The sequence below is a fragment of the Clostridium sp. 7_2_43FAA genome (genome assembly GCF_000158375.2).
Classification (GTDB): Bacteria; Bacillota; Clostridia; order Clostridiales; family Clostridiaceae; genus Clostridium; species Clostridium tertium.
Genome location: NZ_JH815222.1, coordinates 2935745 through 2955347 on the forward strand (window position 1 = coordinate 2935745; position 19603 = coordinate 2955347).

Sequence of the window (19603 nt, forward strand, 5' to 3'; positions counted from 1 at the left end):
TTTTAATATTTGGTAATTATTTGTATTTATAAAATGAATATTTTTGTATTTTTATTAATTTGTAATTGATTATATATATGTATGATATATTATTCTAACCATAATTACTTATAATATAAAAAAAGTAGAAAGATTTAATTTTAATAAATCTTTCTACTATATTAAGATTAATATCTTAATTTTAAAAAATGGTGAATTCTTCACCATTTTTTAATTTTTTCATATTATAAATTTGCACTTCTACTTTCAACTTCTAAAGTTTCACCTTTTTCTTCTGCTAATAATTTCTTGTCATAAATTCTAACAAATGGATAATATAAAGCTATTGATATTAAAATACAAATTACATTTAATACTGCAGCTCTCCAGTCTCCTCCTGTAGCTAAATAAGCCCCAATCGGTCCTGGCAATGTCCAAGGTGCAATCAATTGAACTCTATTGACTAGTCCTAATGTGGTAGCAAACCATGCTAAGGTACCTGTAACTAATGGTACAGTTATAAAAGGTATAATTAATGTTGGATTTAATACTATCGGAGCCCCAAACACTATCGGTTCATTTATATTAAATATACCCGGTACTAAAGCTGCCCTACCTATTTGCTTACCGTAAGTAGATTTACCTCCAAACGCTAAAGCTAAAATTAAACCTATAGTACATCCTGATCCCCCAATATATAAGAACCATTGGAAGAAAGGTTCTGCTGCTATTGCTGTTAAAGGAGCTCCCGCTGCTGCTGCAGCTGAGTTTTGTTCTAATAAAATTAACCATACTGGTCTTGCAATAGATCCAACTACTGAAGCACCATGAATACCAAATGACCAGAAGAAATCTTGTAAAATTGCCAATATCCAAACACTTGGTAATGTATCACTTGCTTTTACAAGTGGGGTAACTATTTTCCCAATAAATCCATGCCAATCAAATTGTAAATAATATGTTATTGAACCAATTAATAAAACTATAATTGCTGCAGGTGTTAAAGCTTCAAAGCTTCTTGCAACTGATGGTGGAACTTGTTCAGGCATTGAAACTTTAAATCCACTTTTATTTGTAAATCTAAATATTTCAACGGCTAGTATTGATACTATAATACCAACAAACATTCCGCCTCCACCCATGTTTGCCATAGGCATTTGGAATCCTTGTGGAACTCCCTGATACCATTTTAAAAGATCTGGATTTCCATTAATTATTTCCATTAACTCAGGAGCCAAAGCACCTACACTTTTGGGAACAAGTGTTAATAAAAATGCTGCCGCTGATAATGTTCCTCCAGTAACTCCATCAAGTTTATAAGATTTTGCTAAGCTATAGCCTATACCCCAACAAGCATATACTGTCATAATATACATTGTCATTCTATATGGTAGTACTATTGTAGCTGCATTAGCCTTTAGGGTTTTATAAATCCCCCAGCTTTGTGGTAATGGTGGATTTGCGATAATTAAGAAAAAGGACCCAACAATAATTAATGGTAAAGTAGCTATAATACCGTCTCGCACAGCACGTAGATGACGTTGCTCTGCTAGTTTTGCCATAGGCGTAGATAATTTCTTGTCTAAGAAATTAGCAAAACTGCTCATAATTTAATTCCTCCTTAAATAATAATATTATAATAATTTAGAGTTATATTAAAACTTGCATACTCCTATTTACTTTCTGCAAGTTCTTTAACTTGTTTAAATAATTTAGGTCCACCTAATGGACTATAAGCTTGAGGCTGTATTAGTTGGCATGGAACATTAGCAGCATCTGCATATTCCTTTAAATAATCAAAGCGGTGCCTAATTTGTGGTGCTACCATTGCAACATCATATCCACTCTTAACTTCTTCTTCAAATTCCTGTGTGCTTACAGCCTTTACTTCAATATCTACGCCATTTTTTTCTGCTTCTTTCTTCAGTGCATTTACTGCTATAGCACTAGACATTCCTTGTGAACATACAAATAAAACTTTCATAAATAATTCCTCCTAAAATAAATTACATAAAATAAACGTTTTCATTTTCTTTATAGCTACATTGTTTATATTAAAGATAGAAATTTAAATATCCCCATAAATACGAAATTATTGCAAAGGATACAGCAAAGAATAAATAGTTAAGCCAAAACCCCTTGCAAAAGCCTTTTCTACTTTCAATAAAATATCTAGCATAAGAAATTGAAAAGCTTGTTATAAATGTATTTCCTATCAAAATACTAAAACTATTGCTTATACCTAATACACTTAATATACTTGGTATTATAATAGTTGAAATTACAGCTCCTAAAAGTATAACTAATGCACTTTTATATCCAAATGTCGGTATACTATAGTCTGTCTTTTTAGCTTGCAATTCGCTAACATTAAAACCTTTTCTCATAATTTTTATTACCTCTTTTAACAATTAATAGGCAACTTTATTTACCCTCTATTTTCTTGTGTAGCTTTATTATATGATCTATTAATGTTTTAGCTTCAATAGCTGTCATTAAATGATCTTGAGCATGAACAAATAATACTGAGACTTCTGTTTTTTCTCCTCTTGCTTCTGCTTGAATTATATTTGTTTGTATTTTATGAGCTTGTCCTAAATAAGCATCAGCTTCTTTCATTAATTCACCTGCTTTATTAAAGTCTCCCCTTTCAGCAGCCATTAATGCTTCATATGCTAACCCTTTAGCTGTTCCACCTTGACTAATTATTTCAAAAATAATGCCTTCCATATTTTCCAACGTATCACCTCATTCATTTTTTTACTTATATACCATTTATTACAATTTATTATAACTTTATTATACACTATTATATTTTTATTTCAATATTTTTTTTTATCTTTTGAAATTACATTTTAAAAACATATTCTAACTACATTTGACAAATTATAATAGATATTAAAATTAATAAAAGAGAAGTTCATTGAACTTCTCTTTTATTAATTTTATTTAAAAGCTAAGATATTTATAAATTATTCATTTCTTATACATTTATTTTATTATATTTTATTTTTTCAACCTTCTAATTGCCCATAATATACCATCTTTTGCTTATACTTATATAATTCAATTAAGTTATTTTTGCTTTTTTCTTCATTTTCATAATAATCAACAATATCTTTTATAGCATCATAAAATCCTAAATGAATACTTTTCTTTAACTTCTTAATTCCATTATTAATCAACTCACTATTATTTTCCTGTTTCCCTTTTATTATCTCATTTTTTCCTTCTATAAATGTACTTTTTCCTTGATCGAATCTATAAATTTTTTTATCTATACTATATATTAAATCTTCAAATTCATCTATTTTTCTTCCTCTCATATATAGATAATATTCTAGATTTGAATATGCTTTTAATTCTCCTAATGAGATAGCTTTAAGATAATATTCAATCGCATCTTCTTCATTTTTATTAAATAATTTCTCTTCTGATAATTCACCTAATAAATTATATGCCTTACCTTCATCTAAAATTAATAACTCTTCTATATATTCATTGGCTTTGCTATTAGATATCTCTACTCCTATTCCCTTTGAATAATAGTAAGCAAGTTTAAGATTTCCTTCAACTATATTAATTTCTCTTAAAAGATATGCTCCTTCTAAAGCCTTTTCGGGCTCTTTATCTATTCCTATACCCTTTTCATGAATTTCTATTATATTTAATAATGCTTCTGCATTATACTCTTCAGCTGCTTTTTTATACCACTCTATAGCTTCCTTTGAATTTGCCTTAACGAATATTCCATGCTTATACCAATTTCCAAGCTTTATCATTGCTTTTTGAGATCCCTTTTCAGCAGCCTTTATAAAATACTTAAAAGCTTCTTGACTATTCTTTTCTACTCCAACTCCATATACATGAATTAATCCATAATAATATATAGCCTCTATCATATCATTTTCCATAGCATAATTTATACATTCTAGTAATTCATCTTCATCTATTTCTTTTTCTTTTAATAAATCAATTAAATACTCACTTGCAAGGGCTTCTGCTGCATAATGAGATCCCTTTTTATAAGCCTTTTTTAAATATTCTAATCCCTTTTCCCTATCATCATTTAAATATGCAACTCCAATAACATACAAAGAGTGAGGATCTTCACTTTCTATGGCTGTCTTCATGTAAGTTAATGCTTTTTTCTTATCTATATTAACTCCATCTCCATTATAGTACATTATTCCAAGTCGCTGAGTTGATTTTAAATCTCCATTATTATGACCTTTTAAATAATTTACCAATGCCATTTTTAGATTATTATCTTCTTCATATAGCTTGCCAATCTTATAATATAGAGATATATTACCTTCCTCTATACTTTTATAATATAGTGAAAATGCTTTTTCTCTATCTTCATCTACATATAGCCCCCAATAATACATATCCCCTAGACTCTCCAGACAATTCATATCATCTTTTTCTACACCTTTTGATAAATAAAAGAAAGCTTTTTTATAATTAGTATCTATAACATTACCTTCTAAATAAGATTGTCCTAAAATATAATAAGAGTCTTCAAAATCATTTTCTGCTGACTCTTCTAACCAATAATATGCCTTAAATATATTTTTCTCACAACCTTCTCCATTCTTATAAAGATATGATAGTGCATATTGGGCCGGAGCAAATCCATTTTCTGCTGCTTCCTTATACCATTTAAATGAATACTCTAAATTTTGCTCTACTACTTCTCCTGTAAAATAGATATACCCTAATGAATATTGAGAAAATGCATTTCCCTTTAAAGCTGCTTTCTTATACCAATATAAAGCTTTTTCTATATCTTTTTCTCCTCCATAACCCTTTTCCCAAAACAGCCCAAGATAACTTTCCGCATATTCATTCCCCTCTTCTGCTGCTTTTTCAAAACATTCCCTTGCTTTATAATAGTCCTTTTCAACATTTTTTCCTAAATAATATAGCTCTCCAGCTAATAAGTATTCTTCTACTGAATTAATCTCTTCGTCCTCACCATAATCTTCTTCATATTCAATTGAATTTATTGAATTTAATAAATCAATCTCATCATTTTCTTCATCTAATTCATCATAGTTTAAATACTTATCAAATATCTTTTTTTCATATTCTGCTAATTTATCATAGAATAAAGAATAATCCTCTTCTCCACAATTAATAACTAGCCAAACGCAGATTTCATAAATAACCTTTTGATTATTTAACAATTCTGCAAACTCTTTTTTCTTATCCATACTTACATCATTATCATCTAATATATCCCTTATATAATATAAGTCCTCCACATAATTAACTAGACACTTCATAAGATCATATGGAATTATATCTTTTCTAGATAAATATTCAATATTTTCTACCAATGAATTCTCACTATTATAAAACAACTTATTATTTAAGTGTATTGTTATGATTATTTGCTTGATTACTTTTTCTAGCCTTGAGCATATTATTTTAAAATCTTTTTCCTCTGCTATTTTGTTCAAAATATAATATAAATCTCTAAATTCAAGTAATAAAAAATTGAAGTCAAATTTAAGTTTCATCATTCCCCCATAAACTATCTATTTAATTTCTTAGTTATATTTTATTTATAGGAAAATTTTTATAGAACTTATTAGTAATGAAAGAATGAAAGATTTAAAAAATGAAAGATTTAAGGAGATAATTCAGACAATCTGAATTATGAAATGAGGTTGTTTATTTATAGATTACTCTACAAAAGCACAGGAAGAGTGAAAAGTTAAAAGTGAAAGAGTGAAAAGTTTAGGATTTTTTCCTTAACTCTTTCATTCTTTCACTTTTTAAATATTTGATTAAAAATATAAAATAATAAAGATAGCGAGAATGTGAAATAAGCATATAGCGAGCAATTAGAAGTACTTGGCGAAAGAAAAACTACTAGGCCTTAGTGTTGCTTAATTGTTTGAGCTTAGCGAGTTAACCAAAACTCTTGGCATAGTAGTTTTTCCAAGCCTAGTACTTCTTTGCACAACTATCTAGCTTATGGAACATATCTAGTTATCTTTACCTTTATATTGTCTATTCTTCTTCCCAGCTTAATGATCTCTTAACTGCTTTTCTCCATCCCTTATAGTATTTATCAACTTTTTCTTTATCAAGCTTAGCTTCAAATTCATCAGCCATATGCCAGAACTGTTTAACTTCTTCTCTATCCTTCCAGAAACCTACTGCAATACCTGCTAAGTAAGCTGCTCCTAGAGCTGTTGTTTCTGATATTATAGGTCTTATAACATTCTTTCCTAATATATCTGCTTGGAATTGCATTAAGAATTTGTTTCTGCTTGCTCCTCCATCTACTTTTATATTCTTAAGGTCAGATCCTACATCTTCTTTCATTGCATCTATAAGATCCCTTGTTTGATATGCTATTGATTCAAGAGCAGCCCTTATAAGATGATTTCTGTTACTTCCTCTAGTTAATCCAAGTATTGCTCCTCTAGCATACATATCCCAATGAGGTGCTCCAAGACCAACAAAGGCTGGCACTATATAAACTCCTCCATTATCATCAACTTTAGACGCAAAGTATTCAGTATCAGCTGAATCGTTTACTATTCTAAGTTCATCTCTAAGCCATTGAACAACAGCACCACCAACAAATACAGATCCCTCTAAAGCATATTGAACTTTTCCATCAATCCCTATTGCTATAGTAGTTAAAAGTCCATTTTTGCTTTCTACCATTTCTTCTCCTGTATTCATTAATAAGAAGCATCCTGTTCCATAAGTATTTTTTGCTTCACCCTTTTCAAAACAAGTTTGACCAAATAAAGCTGCTTGTTGATCTCCTGCAATACCTGCTATAGGAACATCTGAGTTACCACCAAGATTTACATGCCCATAAACTTCAGATGAATTTCTAACTTCAGGTAGCATTGATTTAGGTATATCTAATTCTTCTAATATTTTTTCATCCCATTTTAAGTCTTTTATGTTATAAAGCATAGTTCTAGATGCATTAGTGTAATCTGTAATATGAACTTTACCATTAGTTAACTTCCATACAAGCCATGTATCTACAGTTCCAAATAAAAGTTCTCCTCTTTCAGCTTTTTCTCTTGCACCTTCTACATTATCAAGTATCCATTTTATTTTAGTTCCTGAGAAATAAGCATCTACAACTAATCCTGTATTTTTCTTAATATAATCTTCCCATCCATTAGTTTTTAAATTATCACATATATCAGCTGTTCTTCTACATTGCCATACTATTGCATTATAAATAGGCTTTCCTGTGCTCTTTTCCCAAACAATTGTAGTTTCTCTTTGATTTGTTATACCTATAGCTGCAATTTCATCTCTATCTACATTAGTTTTTGCTATAACTTCTTGAAGAACTCCATATTGAGTTGCCCATATTTCTACTGGATCATGTTCAACCCATCCTTCTTTAGGATAAATTTGTGTAAATTCCTTTTGGCTTATCCCTATTATATTTTGTTCCTTATCAAATACAATTGCTCTTGAACTTGTTGTTCCTTGATCTAATGCTATAATATACTTTCCCATAATCATCTCTCCCCTTAAATTAAAATTCTATAACTTAATAATAAAATCAAATACTAAGCTTCCAAAAACTCCTCCAAGTATAGGTGCCAAAACTGGTATCCAAGCATAACTCCAATCTGAATCAATTTTATTCTTCATAGGTAAGATAGCATGTACTATTCTTGGTGCTAAATCTCTAGCTGGATTTATAGCATATCCTGTTGTACCACCAAGGGATAAGCCTATTGCCCAGACTAAGATACCAACTAAAAATGATCCCATAATTCCTACTGTTCCTATTATTTCTCCCCCTGAACTTTGGAAAGTAGTTTTAAACACTTCACTATAAGTTATTCCTCTTATTCCTATTAATAATACAAAAGTGCCAGTAAATTCGCAAATGAAATTATAAAGATTGCTTCTTATTGCTGGTGCTGTACAAAATGTTCCTCTAACGTCCTCTCCATTTGAAGTTTCATCATAGTGTAATTTGTAGTTAAGATAAACAACAAGCATTCCAGCCATTGCCCCTAACATTTGGCTGATGATGTATCCTAGTACTTGACTCCATTCGAATAAACCTGATGAAGCTAGTGCAATAGTTACTGCTGGATTTAGATGAGCTCCCCCCATCCATCCTGTAATATAGGCTGCTATTGCTACAGCGAACCCCCATCCTGCTGTAATTACAATCCAACCTGAAGAATTACCCTTAGTCTTTCTAAGCACTACATTTGCTACTACCCCATTACCAAGTAATATCAAAATAAGAGTACCTATGAATTCTGAAAAATAAGCTTGCATTTTGCTCTCCCCTTTATTAAATTTTTTATAAAAAAACTACATAAGATCGCAAAAAACAATCCTATGTAGCTTTCTCTCCAATTCTCCATTTCTACATATACCAAATTTCTTTTTTAGTTGTAGATATACATGTTGCACCACTTTTTAATGTTTCCATCACGTCTTCTTTATCAGAAATTAATCCACCAGCTATTAAAGGTTTATTAAGGCTTACTGAAAGCTCCTTAATTATCTTAAAAAGTAATCCTGGAAGAATTTCTACTGCATCACATTCTTCTACTAAATGATTCTTCATATTTTCTTTAGATAAACTATCTATCATAAATACTCTCTGAATAGCTATAAATCCAAGCTTTTTTCCCATTCTTATCATTTGAGGTTTTGTACTAATTATTCCTTGAAACTTTGTATTTTCTTTAATAAATTTTAAAGCTATCTCTTTACTAGAAATTCCCTCAACTAAATCAACATGTAAAATTCCAATTTTTCTATGTTTAAATATCTTTTCACTTAAATTTTTAATGTTTAATATGTCTCCGAATAAAATAAAAATAACTTGTATATCACTTTGTAAAGCTAAGTCTAATTCCTTCTCATCCTTAACAGCTGCTACTATTGGATTATCTTCTAAAATCCTTTTAAAATTATTCATTTCATCCCCTACCCCTTTTGTAATCATTTACAATAGTATAATAATTATATCAGCATCATATGAAACTAGCAAATATAATAATTATTAATTTAAATAAATAGATATTAAACAAAAAAGAGCTTAGCAAAAAAGAGGGTGTATCCCAAATTTGTGCTTAACTCTATTATCTCTTGCACTTAATATTCAATTTATTGTACTTTTATTTTCCATATTTTTATTCTATCACTATTATTTGTATTTTACTACATATTTTTAATAAAAGATTTAATATTTGCTTAAGCATGCAATAAGAATTGCAATCATAATTCCTATAAATGCTAGAATTAAAATAAATCCAAATATACGTCTTCCTTCTTTTTGAGCAAAGTTAATAGTTACCCCTTTTCCATTTTTTCTATCAACAACTTCAGAAGGATCTTCTGGATTGTAGTAAAAGATACCAAACTTCCAATACTTCGAATCATTATCTTTATTCATTAGAAAGTTACCTCCACTTATCCTTTCTTTACTACACCTCTATTAGCATTCTATTTTATATTATAATAAAATAGAATAACTTTTTGTATATTTTGTAAAAATATTTAATTAGTACTACAAAAAAGATAAAAGGAGTTGAAAAAGTAATTTTATACTATATTCTTACTCCTTTTATTAAAGATATTATTGTGTTAAACCCTCAATAAACTTATCATAATCATTTTCAGTAAAACCTATTTTCCATATTTGTGGATTTTGACTCACAGCTCCATACCAAACCTTTATCATATTTGTATCTTCATCGTACACAAAACAACTTCTATATATCTCCATATCATCCCATTTACCAGATGTTCCTTTTGATAATATAGGATTCTTATAAGTTGTCCAATTTACTCCATCACTTGATTTCGCATAATACAATTCTGTTTTATCGCTACCTGTTCCATTTTTATATGCTGGATATATAGCCCAATATTCGTTTTTTGATGGTATATATTCTACATTTACATGCCATATTTGAGAACCATCTTGAGCTAATGTGTTTACAACTGTTGGATTTGACCAATTTACTCCGTCACTTGATTCTCTTAATTCAACTTTATTACTTTGATTGTTCCAACCACTATTTCCTGTATTAACTGACCACATATAGTATTTATTATCTTTGAATATTATAGATGGTGATAAAGTACTATATTTTGCCCTATTATCATCAACTACCACTTGCTGAGAACTCCAATTTACTCCATCCTTTGATTTTATTAATTTAACCCATCCTTTTGTTATATCATCTGATTCTACCCAGTACACCCATAACTCATCAGTTGCTTCATTATATATCATATCAACATCACAATTATGTCCTACTTGTGGCATTGGAGCTATAGGATTTGTAACACCTGCAGGAACCTCCCAATTTATTCCATCATCAGATGCTAGTATTGAAGGATTTTCAGCAACTGAGCTACCTGTTCTATTTGGAGTCATTATCATCCAATATTTATATCCATTCCAACCATTTTTAAAATATTTGACATCTGGATGAGTACTTTGATTTAATCCATCATAAGTTGGTATATTCAAATAAGTTTCAGCATTTTGTAATGGTTTTTCTATTTTGGATATCTCCCATCCAAATACCTTTAAATCAGCTACTGTAGTAAATTGTTTATTATTAATTTCTGACAGAGCTTTAAGTTTTACATACCTAGATTTTGTTTCGTTGAATTTTACTATTTTTTCTGTAGAGTTTGATTCAAAGGTTCCTTTTGATATAGGTTGTCCCCAGTTCACTCCATCTAAACTTAAATAAACTTCATAGTCCTTTATTGTACCATTGGTTCCTCCATCTTGTCTTGGTAGATAATTAATTTGATTTATATTATATACTCCTCTTAAATCAATTTGAATCTCATGCGGCATTGGTGCAGCGTTTCCGCCACTATATTTTGTGTGCCAAATAGTATTATTATTACCATCAAAAGCATTTGTAGCTCTTCCATTTTCGCCTGTAGTTTCTTCACTATCTACATATTTTAGAGCCCAAGAATTTTGAGGAATTGCTTGACTGCTTGCTTCTTTAAAGGTTGCATAGAAAGATACATCGCCTTTATAAGCATTATATCCTGTTCCAATAGGAAATGAATTTGGTAATATATTATAATTATATGGATTATTGTTAGCACTTTGTTTCATGGATTATGGATTAGTTTTTGTTTGTAGTACATCGTTATCAGGTTGGAAAACTAACCAATATTGCCCTGAAGGTAATGTAACAGAATTTACAACCTTCTTTGTATTCCAACTATTTTTAGTAGGAACAAACTCTTCTACGTAAGCTTTTTTAGTACCAGGTTTCCCGTTATTATCGTCATAAATAGCAATTTGTAGTTTGCCATTTTCTGAATTATTTCCTATATAAATACTTAAACTATCTATTGTTGCTGTCTTTTCTAATGTAGTAGAAACAGCATTTAAATACTTAGAATTTCCACTATCTGTTGATGATAATATTGTATTATTTCCAACATCAAATGTAGTAACCTCTGCTGGTGTATCATCTGGTATTGCTCTAACTAATAAATTATCAGTAAAGCTTGTATTTATAGTCGCTGTTGGTCCCTTTACTCCTCTAGCAATAACTCTATTGTTAACATAATCTTCAATTCTATATGTGGCGTTACTGTCTAATCCCTTTATTTCTATATTTCCTGAATAACTAGAATTATCTTTGTAGAATGAATAATAAATATCTTCTCCTTTTCTTATAACATATGACTCTAATGGATCTATTCCGTATTTATATAAGTTTCCTATAAATTCTCCCTTTGCTAATTCTAAATCTCTTGCAAGTCCGAAGTATTTATTATATTGTTCTCTATCTGAGCTACTTAATGTTGTATGTTTAGTAATCATAACTGATCCTGTACCTAATGCTGACGGTAACCAAACTGAATTATGATCTGTTGTTACTGGAAAATCATCTCCAAATATAGCTTTAAATGCTTTCACTCTTGTTCTTGTTTGTACTCTCGAAATTGGATCTGCTGTTGGTGCATGGTTCACATATGGTGTTGAATAAAAATCCTGAGGTGTTCCGCAATTACATAATTCTATAAAAGTATCTGGATTTATCGCTATGGACTGTTCATATATAGCTTCATAGAATTTATATTGATTTTCTAATGTATCTGATAAACTTGAGTGTTTATGAGAACTATCATAGCATTTAGGTATTCCCCATACATAATCTTCTTTGAATCCATCAAATCCCCATTCTTCTAATGCCACAGTTACAAAATCTTTATGATGTTGAATTGAACCTTCTGAATTTGGACATAATGCATATCCTGCTGTTCCTCCATTTCCACCTCCAGGCCCTGGTAACCTAACCATATTCCCTTGTGAGTTCTTAATAAACCACTCTGGATGTTCAGATACTAATTTGCTATTTATCCCTCCGTCTACTGGTCTCCACCATAAAATAGCTGTCATTCCTCTTTTATGGATTTCATCTGTAAGATATTTCATGTCTGCATTTCCATTTGGAAACTTTTGAGGACTTAATTCCCAATCACCAGCATAAGTGTACCACCCATCATCTAGAGTAATTTGTTTTATCCCCATCGCTTTAAGTTCATCTAATTTATTAACTATTTTTTCTATTGTAAAATCAAATTCGAATCCCCAACTTTCCCATCTAGAATCATATGCTATATCAGGTATTGAAGCTGGTGCAGATATTCCCTTATCTTTCATAACTTCTGCGTAACTCTTTAGTCCAGAATAATAATCACCATTTGTTGCAGTTATAACACTTGTACCTATAGCAGTTTCAGCACCTTTTTTTAAAGTTTGTCCATTCCACTCCATTCCTAATGAAACTGTATTATCTTTTCCTATAATAGGCAACTTAAATTCTCTTCTTAAAGTTGATGCATCACCTATTCCAATCCCCCCCACAGAGTTATAAACATAACTAAATGGAACTCCTACAGAATAATTATTTTGTCCACTATTATGGTTATATCCATTAGTAACATTAACGATAGTATTTGCTCCTTGTTGATCTGCACACCCTTGATATGCAAGAAAAGGTCCTTGCCCTAAACTCATTGTATACTCATTTTCATGAAAGCTATCTACTAATAAATCGTTACTTTCTGCTTTATAACTTACTGTTGAATATATTGCTCCTGGATTGCTGTTAGATGTTTCAAATACTATCTTTCTTATCAGATTAGTAGATGAACTTTTAGATATAATAGTAAGTCTATTTCCAACACCTAATATCGAGTTTATGTTTTCTTCTAGATTTTTTGATATAATTACAAAATCTCTTATCTTTTGTCCACCTATTATTGGATAACCTGAAAAATCTGCTGTATCTAAAGAAGTCGTAGCTTTTGTTTTAACTCCATTTTCATCTACTAGATAAATACATGTAGCGCCTCTATTATCTACTTCTAAAGCAATTCCATTTCCATTCAAAAAAACATTTTCATTTGCTTGTGAAATATCAGTATCTAATTTTTCAACACTAATATTATCAATTAAATTATAAGCATTACTTGAAGTCCAGTTTGAAAAAAATCCCAGTCCACACATAGCTGTAATAAAAGTAGCTAAAATTCTTTTTTTCATTTTTATTCCTCCCTATAAATAATTTATAAAAACAAAACTACCCCAAAGACTATCTTAGATATTTAAGAAACACTAAGAAGCAAAAGGATAGTTTTTAATTTATTTACTTAACTATAAAATTCCAACGAATGAAAGTAATATAGACATTATGAATGTTGAGAAAATAAGTACTACTGGGCTAATTTTCTTATTTTTTATTAAGAAATACATTAATAATGTATATCCTAATGGTAAAATATTAGGGAATATCTTATCAAAAAAGTCAGTTTGTAATGATACTGTTTTACTTTCATTAACAACTATATTTGTTAAAACATTTATTTTTACATAAGATGCTATTAATCCACCTATTACTGTTACTCCTAAAACTGTTGCTGCTTTTCCTATAACTTTTGAATTATGCTTTATTTTATCTATAGCTTTAACTCCTAAATTATACCCTAAATGAGTCCAAGCAATTCTTAATATAAATACTATTAAATATACAGTAAAGAATATTATTGGTCCAAGCACACTACCTTCCATTGCAAAAGAAGCACTTATCCCTGCAACTATTGGTAATAAAGTAAACCAAAATATTGCATCTCCTATTCCTGCTAATGGTCCAAATAAAGCAACCTTTAATCCTTTAATAATACTTCTATCTTCATTATTTTCTTCTAAAGAAATAAGTAATCCCATCAAAAATCCAACTAAATTTGGATGTGTATTTATAAACTCAAGATTATCACTCATTGCATCTGATATAGCTTTCTTATCATTCTTATATATTTTCTTAAGAAATGGCAGTTGTGCTACTGTAAATCCACCTGCTTGCATTCTCTCATAATTAAAACTCGCCTGTAAAAATGATGACATAAGACCAAGCTTAGTAATATCTTTTCTAGTCAATACTTTCTTAGATTCCTTCACCTAAATCATCTCCTTCATTATTTGATTTAACTATTAAGCTTTCCCTATCCTTATCAAGATTGTAAGTAAATAAAGCAAATGCAGCTCCAATTACCGCTACTGGTAATAAGTTAGAGTATTGTACAAATGAAGCTACAACAAATCCTACTATTAGAAATGGTATATATTGCTTCTTTAACATTACCTTTAATAACATTCCAAATCCAACTGCTGGTAATATTCCTCCCGCTATCTCAAATCCATGAGTAAGCCAAGATGGCATTGAATTTACTAAAGATTGCATAGCATCTTGTGCTACGTATGCAGATAAAAATACTATTGCTCCATAAGTTAATGCTACTATTAAAGTAGTTAATATATTTAACTTAATTAATCCATTTATATCAGCATCGTCTGCAAATTTATCTGCCTTATTCATAAAGAAAGAAAATGTTGAATAATAAAATAAAATTACATATTGCATTAAGAAACTAAATGGTAATGCAAGTCCAATTGCTGTAGCCGCATCTTTTCCAGTAGTATATGCTATAACAGTTGTCATAACTCCTGCTAAAACTGGATTTGGGGGTTGTGTTCCCCCTGCTGGTGTTAACCCTGCAAATGCTAATTCAGTAAGTCCTCCCGCTAATAATCCTAATTGTAAATCCCCTAAAATAATTCCTGTTAGTGTACATACTATGATAGGTCTAAAAATAAATAATCCTTCTAACCAAAAATCAATTCCTACTATAGTCGCCATTACTGCCAAAAGGATACCTTGAATTAAAGTAATACTTTGCATTATAAATCCTCCCTATTTTATATTTTCTTTAATATCTCCAGGAACATCTTGTATAAATACATTTATTCCCTTTGACTTTATAAATCTTAAATCTTCTAAATCTTTATCATCAACATAAACCTTCTTACTAATTTGTCTCTTTCCCTTATCAAAGTGCATATTTCCAACATTTACGTCTTTTATAGGAACCCCACCTTCTACTAATGCTCTTACTTCATTTGGTGTTCTACATACTATAAATATCTTTTGCGCAGGAGAAGCTTTATGAATTATATTTATTGTCTTTTCAATAGTGAAAAATCTTATTCCAGCCCCAGAAGATTCTGCTGTAATTCTCATCAGTTGCTGTTGTAATGGATCCTTTGCACTTAAATCATCTGCTACAACAATTAAATTTGCTCCTAAAGAAGTAGTCCACGTTATTCCAACTTGTCCATGTACTAATCTATTATCTATCCTTACTAGTAATATATTTGGCATTAATAATTCCCCCTCTGTCTTTCTTTATTTTATTTAATATACTCTTTAATATCTCCTGGAACATCTTGAATAAATATTTTTATTTTAGTACTCTTTATAGCCTCTAAGTCTTCTAAATCTTTATCATTGACATATACTTTTTTACTTATCGCTTTTTTTCCTTTTACAAAATGTAAGTTTCCTATATTTAATTCTTCTATTGGAACACCTCCTTCTATTAATCGCCTTGCATCTTCTAATGTTCTACAAACCAAAAATATCTTCTGTCTTTCACTTGCCTTTGGTATAGCTTTAATAGTCATGTCTATCGTAAAGAATCTTATACTTACTCCTGCTGTATTTGTTATTACTCTCATTAAATCTTGCTGAAATTTATCTTCCAAAATTTTATCATCAGCTACTATAACTAAGTTAACCCCTAATGACGTTGTCCATGTTAATCCCACTTGCCCATGAACCAGTCTATTATCTACCCTTGTTAATACTATATTTGGTTTACTCACTTGTCCCTTCCTCCTAACCCAAATTTATGTATTCATTTACATTTGCTGTATGACTTAATTATATTTATTCATTTATTATTTACAATACTTTTGAATAATTATGAACCACTTTTATAAATTGTATTTAATTGAAATATATACCAGTAGTATCATTTGTATCTAATCTTCTTATTTCAATTACATACTAAGTTAGTATATAATTTAAATTAACAACTTTTGCTTTAAGGAGTGATTTTATGGCTGAGAAACCTCTTTATGTAGATATCTCTGAAAAAATTCTTTCTAGTATAGAACAAAGGAATTTTAACGAGAACTCATCGCTCCCATCAGAGCGAGCTTTGTGCGAACGTTATCACGTAAGTAGATCTACAATACGACAGGCTCTTAATCATTTAAAATTTAATGGATATATATATACAGTCCAAGGAAAGGGAACCTTTGTAAAACCAATAGTTTATGAACAGAACTTATTTAAATTTTATTCTTTTACAGATGAGCTAAGAAATAAAAATATAAATGTCAGTAACGTAATAATTGGACATGAATTAGTTTCGATTAATGATGTACTAGCTTCTAAATTAGGAAGGAAGTGTAATGAAATATTTCACAAGATAATTCGTTTGAGGTTTGCCGACTCTTGCCCAATAATGATTGAAACCATTTATCTTCCTCAAAATAGATTTTATCATATAGAAATTGGGAAAATAGAAAAAGGATCAATGGCTTCATATCTTACTAAAAAATATGATTTACAATTAGATAGAGTTGTAGAAACCTTTAGGCCAGTACTTCCAAGATATTGGCAGTGTGATTTATTAAAAATTTCTTCTAAGGATCCTTGTACAATGTTAGAGAGATTCTCATATGAAAACTATATACTAATTCAATATACAGTATCTATTATAAGAGGGGATAAATATATATTTAAAACCGATCTATCTCGCAATTATCTAGGAAATAACCTACCCTTATAAAAAATAAAAACAGTCTTACAACATTGTAAAACTGTTTTTATTTTTATAATACCTTAGATAAGAAATCTATAGTTCTTGAGTTTTTAGCATTTGTGAACATTTCTTCTGGAGTTCCTTGTTCTACTATATTTCCGCCGTCCATAAATAATATTCTATCTCCAACTTCCTTAGCAAAGCCCATTTCATGTGTTACTACAACCATAGTCATTCCTTCTTTAGCTAAATTCTTCATAACATTTAAAACTTCTCCAACCATTTCTGGGTCTAAAGCAGATGTTGGTTCATCAAATAACATAACATCTGGTTCCATAGCTAAAGCTCTTGCTATTGCTATTCTTTGCTTTTGTCCTCCAGATAATGATGCTGGATATGCATTTGCTTTTTCTAATAATCCAACCTTAACTAATAAATCTTTAGCAATTTTTTCAGCCTCAGCTTTTGATTTATTCTTTACGTTTATAGGTGCTATTGTTATATTTTCTAATACTGTCTTATGAGGGAATAAATTAAATTGTTGGAACACCATTCCCATCTTTTCTCTTATTTTATTTATATCAATATTTTTATCTGTTATATTTTGTCCTTCAAATATTATTTCACCTTTAGTTGGCTCTTCTAATAAATTTAAGCATCTTAAAAAAGTACTTTTACCAGATCCTGAAGGCCCTATTACAACAACAACTTCACCTTTTTTTATATGATCATTAACGCCTTTTAAAACTTCATTGTCTCCAAAATATTTGTGTAAATTATTAACGTGAATCACTAGCCTTCATTCTCCTTTCTATATAATTCATAACTCTTCCAAGTGTAAATGTAATAACAAAATAGAATACAGCTGCAACAATTAAAGGTTCAAATGCTCTAAAAGTTTTTCCTGTAATAACTTTTGCACTATACATAATTTCTCCAACTCCTATTACAGATGCCATTGAAGATTCCTTTATTACTGTAACAAATTCATTACCTATAGCAGGTAATATATTCTTAGTTGCTTGAGGTATTATTATAAGCTTCATTGCCATAAATTGATTCATACCTAAACTTCTTGCAGCTTCTAATTGCCCTTTATCTACAGCATCTATACCTGCTCTTATAATTTCAGAAACATATGCAGCTGAATTTAAAGAAACTGCTATTATACCAGCTGGTAGAGGATCCATATTTATATTCAATAATTGATCGAATCCATAATAAACCAACATAATTTGTAGTAACATTGGTGTTCCTCTAATAATTTCTATATAGGCTGTTGCTACTATACTTAAAGGCTTTACCTTCCCAATTTTAAATTTTGATCTTTTCATAAGAGTTAATAATGCACCAAATATAACTCCAAATAAAACACTTAAAAGTGATATTAATATTGTCCACTTAATACCAGTATAGAAATACTGCATATTTCCAGCTAATACACTAAAATCTAATGTCAAAGCTTACACTCTCCTTACTATTTTTGCTTTTCTGCTAATTCATTTGCTTCTATAATAAATTGATCTAACAATTTTTCTTCTTTAATTCTATTAATTGTTGAATTTATTTGTTCAACTAAAGCTTCTTGATTCTTTTGAATTCCAACTGCTGATCCACCTTCAGTATCTTTTACTTTTTCTTCTGCTATTATAAGTTCTGGATTATTTTTAACTATCATTTCTGCAACTGGCAACTCTACTACTAAAGCCTCAATTTTCCCACCTTTTAAAGCAAGAACTAAATCATTAACATTTGAAAGTAATTGAAGATCTGCTTCTGGAACTTTTTCTTCTGCAATTTTCGCTTGAATAGCCCCCATTTGCGCTCCAACCTTTTGTCCTTTTAAATTTTCAAAAGTTTTATATTTATCCTTGTCTTCAGCTCTTACTAACATACCGTGTTCAGCTACATAATATATCTCTGAAAAATCTATTGCTTTTTTTCTTTCTTCATCTGGTGTCATTCCTGATATAGCTAAATCAATCTTGCCTGAAGAAACTCCAGCTACTAAGTTTTCAAAATTCATATCTTGTAGTTCTAATTCTACTCCAAGGTCTTTTGCTATTTCTTTTGCTATATCAACATCAAATCCAACAATTTGATCTTGTCCATTTTCATCTAAAATATGAAATTCATATGGTGCATAATCAGCACTTAACCCTACTACTAATTTTCCTGAGTCTTTTATTGCTGATAGCTTATCCTTTTTTGCTCCACAGCTTATCAACCCTAGTCCCATAACCCCAACAATTGTTACAGCTAATATCTTCTTTATAATTCCTTTTTTCATTATTAAATCCCCCTCTTTATGATTAAATATACATTCTCTCTTTAATTATGATAGTATAATTATACACCCATTATTCATTTTTATTCAATACCTTTTTTATATTTTTTTAATATTTTTTATTTTTTATAGTATTTTAAT

19 protein-coding genes are annotated in these 19603 nt (G+C 29.7%); 1 reads left to right on the forward strand and 18 read right to left on the reverse strand.

The features are described 5' to 3' along the window. Positions 1 to 224 precede the first annotated feature (224 nt). From CSBG_RS14945 to agaB (CSBG_RS15015), 15 genes are all read right to left on the reverse strand, one after another. On the reverse strand, positions 225 to 1586 hold the full coding sequence (locus CSBG_RS14945; protein WP_008680866.1) for a PTS sugar transporter subunit IIC: 1362 nt from the start codon (positions 1584 to 1586) through the stop codon (positions 225 to 227). 65 nt (positions 1587 to 1651) lie between these two features. Next, positions 1652 to 1963 carry a PTS sugar transporter subunit IIB gene (locus tag CSBG_RS14950; protein ID WP_008680867.1) on the reverse strand — a complete coding sequence of 104 codons (312 nt, stop codon included), beginning with the start codon at positions 1961 to 1963 and terminating at the stop codon, positions 1652 to 1654. 70 nt (positions 1964 to 2033) lie between these two features. Then, complete coding sequence (locus tag CSBG_RS14955) at positions 2034 to 2366, reverse strand: hypothetical protein (RefSeq protein WP_008680869.1); 333 nt, start codon at positions 2364 to 2366, stop codon at positions 2034 to 2036. A gap of 37 nt (positions 2367 to 2403) precedes the next feature. Next, positions 2404 to 2709 (reverse strand): PTS lactose/cellobiose transporter subunit IIA, encoded by a 306-nt coding sequence (locus CSBG_RS14960; protein ID WP_035286035.1) that lies wholly within the window; start codon positions 2707 to 2709, stop codon positions 2404 to 2406. A 284-nt stretch (positions 2710 to 2993) separates the two neighbouring features. After that, positions 2994 to 5507: a tetratricopeptide repeat protein gene (locus CSBG_RS14965; protein ID WP_008680873.1), complete on the reverse strand. Its 2514-nt coding sequence runs from the start codon at positions 5505 to 5507 to the stop codon at positions 2994 to 2996. Positions 5508 to 6003: 496 nt separating this feature from the next. Beyond that, positions 6004 to 7494: a glycerol kinase GlpK gene (glpK, locus tag CSBG_RS14970; protein WP_008680874.1), complete on the reverse strand. Its 1491-nt coding sequence runs from the start codon at positions 7492 to 7494 to the stop codon at positions 6004 to 6006. A gap of 27 nt (positions 7495 to 7521) precedes the next feature. Beyond that, a complete protein-coding gene (locus CSBG_RS14975) occupies positions 7522 to 8277 on the reverse strand; it encodes an MIP/aquaporin family protein (RefSeq protein WP_008680875.1) in 756 nt (251 codons plus the stop codon). A 91-nt stretch (positions 8278 to 8368) separates the two neighbouring features. Further along, a complete protein-coding gene (locus CSBG_RS14980; protein WP_035285489.1) occupies positions 8369 to 8929 on the reverse strand; it encodes a glycerol-3-phosphate responsive antiterminator in 561 nt (186 codons plus the stop codon). 264 nt (positions 8930 to 9193) lie between these two features. Then, on the reverse strand, positions 9194 to 9406 hold the full coding sequence (locus CSBG_RS14985) for a DUF5808 domain-containing protein (protein ID WP_008680877.1): 213 nt from the start codon (positions 9404 to 9406) through the stop codon (positions 9194 to 9196). A 183-nt stretch (positions 9407 to 9589) separates the two neighbouring features. Further along, the gene (locus tag CSBG_RS14990) at positions 9590 to 11104 is read right to left on the reverse strand and encodes a discoidin domain-containing protein (protein ID WP_008680878.1); all 1515 of its coding nucleotides are present in this window, start codon (positions 11102 to 11104) and stop codon (positions 9590 to 9592) included. A gap of 3 nt (positions 11105 to 11107) precedes the next feature. Next, complete coding sequence (locus CSBG_RS14995) at positions 11108 to 13552, reverse strand: glycoside hydrolase family 36 protein (protein ID WP_008680879.1); 2445 nt, start codon at positions 13550 to 13552, stop codon at positions 11108 to 11110. A 111-nt stretch (positions 13553 to 13663) separates the two neighbouring features. Beyond that, a complete protein-coding gene (gene agaD / locus CSBG_RS15000) occupies positions 13664 to 14464 on the reverse strand; it encodes a PTS galactosamine transporter subunit IID (RefSeq protein ID WP_008680881.1) in 801 nt (266 codons plus the stop codon). Continuing rightward, positions 14451 to 15245 (reverse strand): PTS galactosamine transporter subunit IIC, encoded by a 795-nt coding sequence (gene agaC, locus CSBG_RS15005; RefSeq protein ID WP_008680883.1) that lies wholly within the window; start codon positions 15243 to 15245, stop codon positions 14451 to 14453. The genes agaD and agaC overlap by 14 nt, the downstream gene beginning before the upstream one ends. Positions 15246 to 15257: 12 nt before the next feature. Then, positions 15258 to 15725 carry a PTS galactosamine transporter subunit IIB gene (gene agaB, locus CSBG_RS15010; protein ID WP_008680885.1) on the reverse strand — a complete coding sequence of 156 codons (468 nt, stop codon included), beginning with the start codon at positions 15723 to 15725 and terminating at the stop codon, positions 15258 to 15260. Positions 15726 to 15754: 29 nt separating this feature from the next. Continuing rightward, positions 15755 to 16228, reverse strand: a complete 474-nt coding sequence (gene agaB / locus CSBG_RS15015; protein WP_008680886.1) for a PTS galactosamine transporter subunit IIB — start codon at positions 16226 to 16228, stop codon at positions 15755 to 15757. A gap of 236 nt (positions 16229 to 16464) precedes the next feature. Here agaB (CSBG_RS15015) and CSBG_RS15020 point away from each other — a divergent pair, with 236 nt between their 5' ends. Beyond that, a complete protein-coding gene (locus CSBG_RS15020; RefSeq protein WP_008680887.1) occupies positions 16465 to 17202 on the forward strand; it encodes a GntR family transcriptional regulator in 738 nt (245 codons plus the stop codon). Positions 17203 to 17245: 43 nt separating this feature from the next. Here the strand turns inward: CSBG_RS15020 and CSBG_RS15025 are convergent, their stop codons facing one another. Genes CSBG_RS15025 through CSBG_RS15035 form a run of 3 tightly spaced genes read right to left on the reverse strand, consistent with a single transcriptional unit; the run spans position 17246 to position 19465 of the window. Further along, a complete protein-coding gene (locus CSBG_RS15025) occupies positions 17246 to 17968 on the reverse strand; it encodes an amino acid ABC transporter ATP-binding protein (RefSeq protein WP_008680890.1) in 723 nt (240 codons plus the stop codon). Further along, positions 17955 to 18602, reverse strand: coding sequence for an amino acid ABC transporter permease (locus CSBG_RS15030; RefSeq protein WP_035286039.1), 648 nt, complete (start codon positions 18600 to 18602; stop codon positions 17955 to 17957). Before CSBG_RS15030 ends, CSBG_RS15025 begins: the two co-directional genes overlap by 14 nt. A gap of 50 nt (positions 18603 to 18652) precedes the next feature. Next, positions 18653 to 19465, reverse strand: coding sequence for a transporter substrate-binding domain-containing protein (locus CSBG_RS15035; protein ID WP_035285490.1), 813 nt, complete (start codon positions 19463 to 19465; stop codon positions 18653 to 18655). Positions 19466 to 19603: the final 138 nt, after the last annotated feature.